At 46.7% G+C, this 4,999-nt stretch carries 2 protein-coding genes; both read left to right on the forward strand.

What is annotated here, in order from left to right; translation table 11 throughout:
* A partial coding sequence (locus B3O33_RS10225; protein WP_292363536.1) for a YhdP family protein occupies positions 1-3,486 on the forward strand: 3,486 nt, incomplete at its 5' end.
* A gap of 218 nt (positions 3,487-3,704) precedes the next feature.
* Positions 3,705-4,999 (forward strand): metalloprotease TldD (tldD, locus tag B3O33_RS10230; protein WP_292363537.1); only part of this gene is annotated, 1,295 nt, incomplete at its 3' end.

Genomic DNA, 4,999 nt, shown 5'->3' on the forward strand with positions numbered 1-4,999 from the left:
CTGCAACAACGGCAATTGGTGGTTGATTCGGCACGTATATCCGGGCTGAAACTGGCGATTCAGCGTTCATCTGAAGGTGGTTTCAGCCTTATTGGTTTGCAAGGTAAATCGTTAGAACAGGATTTTGATGATTCTCAAATTGAATGGTTTGAGCAATTGCGATCCTGGCGGGATATTGAATTGTTATCGGCCGAAATTCAATTCGATGATCAGTTACAGCCACAGCTGAGTGGCCTTTATGAATTGAATCAACTGGCATTGATTCACAATAACAAATCTAATTTGATAGGTGATATCACCTTACCCCACCATTTAGGAGAGCAGCTGAATTTCACAATAGAGGCGGAGTTAAATTCGGCTGGAATAGCCAACTGGCAAGTTAATCAGCTCGATGCCAGACAATTGCAATTGGCTGCTATTTTTCAGAGCCAACAATTCGATACCATTTCAGTGACGCGCGGCCGTGCAGATCTCAGATTAGATGCCGGATCGATACTGAAAAAACAATGGCAAGGCCAAGTTCAGCTCACCGATGTCAGTCTGGAAAACCTGAACAAGCCTGAAATTGAATCGTTAGACATTGATCACATGTCCGGACAATTCAGCTGGCAGGGTGATGCTGCTGCCTGGCAATTAAATGCCGATCCTGTTCAGTTGACCGTCGCAGGCGATAGTTGGCCACAGTCGATGATAAATCTGCAGTATTCAAAGATGAAAGGCTGGATCGCTCAAAGCAGTTTTCTGCGGCTTAGTGATTTGACCACCCTGGCCCTACTCAGCGAGAGTTCACCGCCGATACTGACTAAATATCAACCTGCGGGAGATATCCGCGACATTCAGCTTTCATGGAATAATAACGAGCTGCAATCGGCAAAGTTGATAGTGGATGAGTTTGCCAGCTTGCCAGTGGATGAATGGCCGGGTGTGTCGGGACTGAGTTTGCAACTTGACTGGAATCCGCTTTCTACACAGCTAATGATTAACAGCCGTGATCTCACGTTGTATGCCCCAACCTGGCTGCCGGAGGCGATTTACTTTGATGTAGTCGAAGCCAGCGTGGACTGGACCGGTGCCGAACAGAACTGGCAGATGCAACTGACAGAATTGAATATCTGGAACAATGATCTTACTTTCCGGGGCAAGATTGGCCTGGTAAGTCAATCTGATGCCACTCTCGCCGATATAGATCTGCAAATGCTCGATGTGGCTGTTGCCAGCTGGTTGAGTTATGTGCCCCGTTCGATTTTGGACCCTGATTATCTTGAATGGGCTGAAGATGCTTATACCAGCGGACAAATTGAAAGTGGAAACTTTACATTAAAAGGCAATTTAGCTGAGTTTCCATTTACCGCTGATGATTCTGCAAATGTATTCGAATTTACCCTGAATGTTGTTGATGTTGGACTGGATTATGGGGAAGGCTGGCCGGCGTTGGAAAGTATTGCCGGTCAAGTCGTCAGCAGTGCTAACAAGCTGGATATTTTGCCCAAGTCAGGGAGAATCGCCGGGTTTGATTTTGTTGATGTCAGTGCGGTCATTAACAATATTTATGCTGGTAAGCCTGTTTTGGATTTGACGGGCTTGTTATCGGGTACTACTCAGAATGCACTGAATTTCTTGCAGAACAGTCCGCTTAGCCCACGCTATGGTGATATTACCGATTGGGTATCGGCTCAGGGCAATAGCAACATTGTCTTAAATCTGAAAATTCCATTGCTTGACCCCAATGCAACAGATGTTACTGGTCATCTCAGTTTTGAAAGCAGTCAACTCAGTTTGGCGGCTATGCCTGAGATGCCAATTAAAGATATCAAAGGACGTTTATTCTTTAATAATGATGGTGTGAATGCGGAAGCCATTAATGCAAATATTTTTGCCAAACCAACCCTCATTGATGTTATCCCCCAGGCTGAATCAACCTTGGTAACAGCGAAAGGCGAAGTCGATAGTCAGCAGCTAGAGGGGCTGTGGCAAAAAAATATGCCTGAGTTTGTGCGTGGTACCACCCGTTATCAGGCTGATATCGAAATTCGGGAAAAATCTATGGGTGAGTTTGAGACCGATATTCGTGTGACTTCGGATTTGGCTGGAATAACCATTGATGCCCCAGAGCCTATTGGGAAAAAGACGGCTGATAGCCGTTTGATCAGCGTTGAATTGATGGAAGATACCCAACAGCGGCCGCTATTTCACTTGAATTATGACGATGTTGTAAAAGCCGTCTGGCAAACTGGGGATGCCACAAGAGCTGAAATAACTATTGGTTTACCGGAGCCAGAGCTGCCGGCAACGGGTATTCGCTTCAAAGCTCGACTCAACGATTTATCAATATCGGATTGGACGCAATGGCAACAGAAATGGCTGAAAGACTTACCTGAGACAGAAAATAATGATAACTGGCCTGCAGTTGAAATAGAGCTGGCGGTTGATAATCTGCAGTTTAATCAGTGGGTGCTTAATGATGTTCAATCAAAAGCGTTTCAGAGGAATCAAATCTGGCAGCTGGAAATCCAGTCGAGACAAATGCGGGGCAATATTCGCTGGCCAATGGATTCTGCTTTATTACCGACGCTGCATTTTGATTTTGTGGATCTTCAATTACCAGCAGCCTCTAATGAAACGTCAGATCGTAAAAAATTCAGCTCTGATTTATGGCCAAGCTTTCAGTTAAATATTGATAATTTGACAGTGGATGGAATGCAGCTGGGCAGAGTGCAAGCGCGAGCTATTCAACAGGGCCAACGTTGGGTATTGGAAAGTGCCAGTCTGCAATCAGCCGTATTGCAGGCAAATCTGGATGGGGTTTGGCAAAAAAATGAGCTTGCTGATAACAGTAAGTTAAACTTGCAACTTACCAGTAACGACCTGGCCGGTTTGTTTTTGGATCTGGGGTATCAGCCTGCCATTGAGGCGAATCAGGTCGAGGTTAAAGGACAGTTCAGCTGGCCAGATGAACCATTAAACCTCTCTCTGGCAGCATTACAGGGTGACTTGAACCTTCAAGTCAATAATGGTCAACTGGTCGATGTAGAGCCAGGTGCCGCTGGACGGATCTTTGGTTTAATGAGTTTTGCCGCTATTCCACGGCGTTTGTCCCTGGATTTCAGTGATTTTTTTGGCAAAGGTTTTGCCTTCAGACAAATCAGTGGTGATTTCCAGTTTGCCAATGGACTGGCAGTCACCGATAACCTCAAAATGCGTGGTGAAAGTGCCAATATTGATGTTTCCGGGCCTATCAATATTGTTGATAGAACCTATCATCAAACAGTAGTGGTCACCCCCAATGTTTCTTCCACCTTGCCACTTGCCGGTGCGGTTGCTGGTGGGCCCGTCGGGCTTGGTGTAGGAACAGCGATTTATCTGGTTGACCGAATTGCGGGTCGTTTATTTGACCGGGATTTAGTGGATATGATTAGTTATCGCTATCGACTCACCGGTCCCTGGGATGATCCTGACCTCTCATTGAGTCGACCGGAAACACCTTAGTTTCATCTTGTTAGATTGACATTTATAAAGCGCTACCAGAAAAACATTGGCAAGACTCTAGGGCCTGTTCCGGCGGGATGATAGTCATGGATGTACCGGCTGACATCACTCATGCCGCTTTAATTGGCGCTTTTTCAGTCTCAACGGAGACAGCTATCAAAGATCAACAACCCCCTGGATCTGCTAAGATTGTCCTTTTTACACATAGTCCAAAAGTAATGACAAACCCTATATTTGACCAATTGGAACAACAGATACTGATGCCAGCAGAGTTGCAGACATCAGATATTGAGCGGGCTTTATCAAGCACCATGAGACCCGGTGTTGATTTTGCTGATCTGTATTTTCAGCGTTCGCGAGGCGAAAACTGGTTAATGGATGATGGCATCATAAAAGATGGTGGTTATCATCTGGAGCAAGGAGTCGGCGTCCGGGCTTGCAGCGGCGAAAAAACCGGGTTTGCCTATTCAGATGACCTGAGTCTGAAAGCGCTTCTGGAGGCGACTCATGCGGCCAGTGCTGTGGTTAAACACGGACAACAAAAACAGGTCGATGCGCGCAAGATGGTTGATGCATCTCCGTTTTATTCTGATCTTGATCCGATATTGGGAATGGACACCCAGACAAAGTTAAATCTGTTACGTGAAGCGGACGCCTATGCGCGTGCCGCTGATCCGCGAGTTAATCAGGTCACCGTCAGCTTGGCTGGAAGTCTTGAGCATATTTTAATTGCGGCCAGTGACGGCACCTATGCGGCAGATATCAGACCGTTAATCAGGATGAATGTCAGTGTGATCGTTGAATCAAAGGGAAGACGCGAACGCGGCAGTGCCGGTGGCGGCCGTCGTCTGGATTATCAATACTTTATCGATAATGATTTAGCTGTCACATTTGCCAAAGAGGCTGTCCGGCAGGCGCTGGTTAATCTGGAAGCAGTTGATGCGCCAGCTGGTTCTATGCCCGTGGTATTAGCCTCTGGCTGGCCGGGCGTGCTACTGCATGAAGCAGTAGGTCATGGGTTGGAGGGTGATTTTAATCGTCGTGGCACCTCAGCCTTTTCTGGCAGAATCGGGGAGCAGGTGGCTTCTTCCTTATGTACTGTAGTCGATGATGGTACGTTATCCGATCGCCGTGGCTCGCTGACAATTGATGATGAAGGTACACCGACCGAATTTACCACGTTAATTGAAAATGGCCGCTTGACTGGGTACATGCAGGATAAATTAAATGCCCGCTTGATGGGCATGCGCAGTACCGGCAACGGTAGACGTGAATCATACGCCCATCTGCCAATGCCACGTATGACGAATACTTATATGCTGGCTGGACAACATAAGGCCGAAGAAATTATTGCTTCCGTCGAAAAAGGTATTTATGCCGTGAATTTTGGCGGCGGCCAGGTCGATATAACTTCTGGGAAATTTGTGTTTTCCAGTAGCGAAGCCTATCTGATTGAAAATGGCAAAGTGACTCGTCCCGTTAAAGGCGCCACATTAATTGGCAACGGTCCTGA

It is taken from the genome of Methylophaga sp. UBA1464 (genome assembly GCF_002325665.1).
In the GTDB taxonomy this organism is placed as follows: Bacteria; Pseudomonadota; Gammaproteobacteria; order Nitrosococcales; family Methylophagaceae; genus Methylophaga.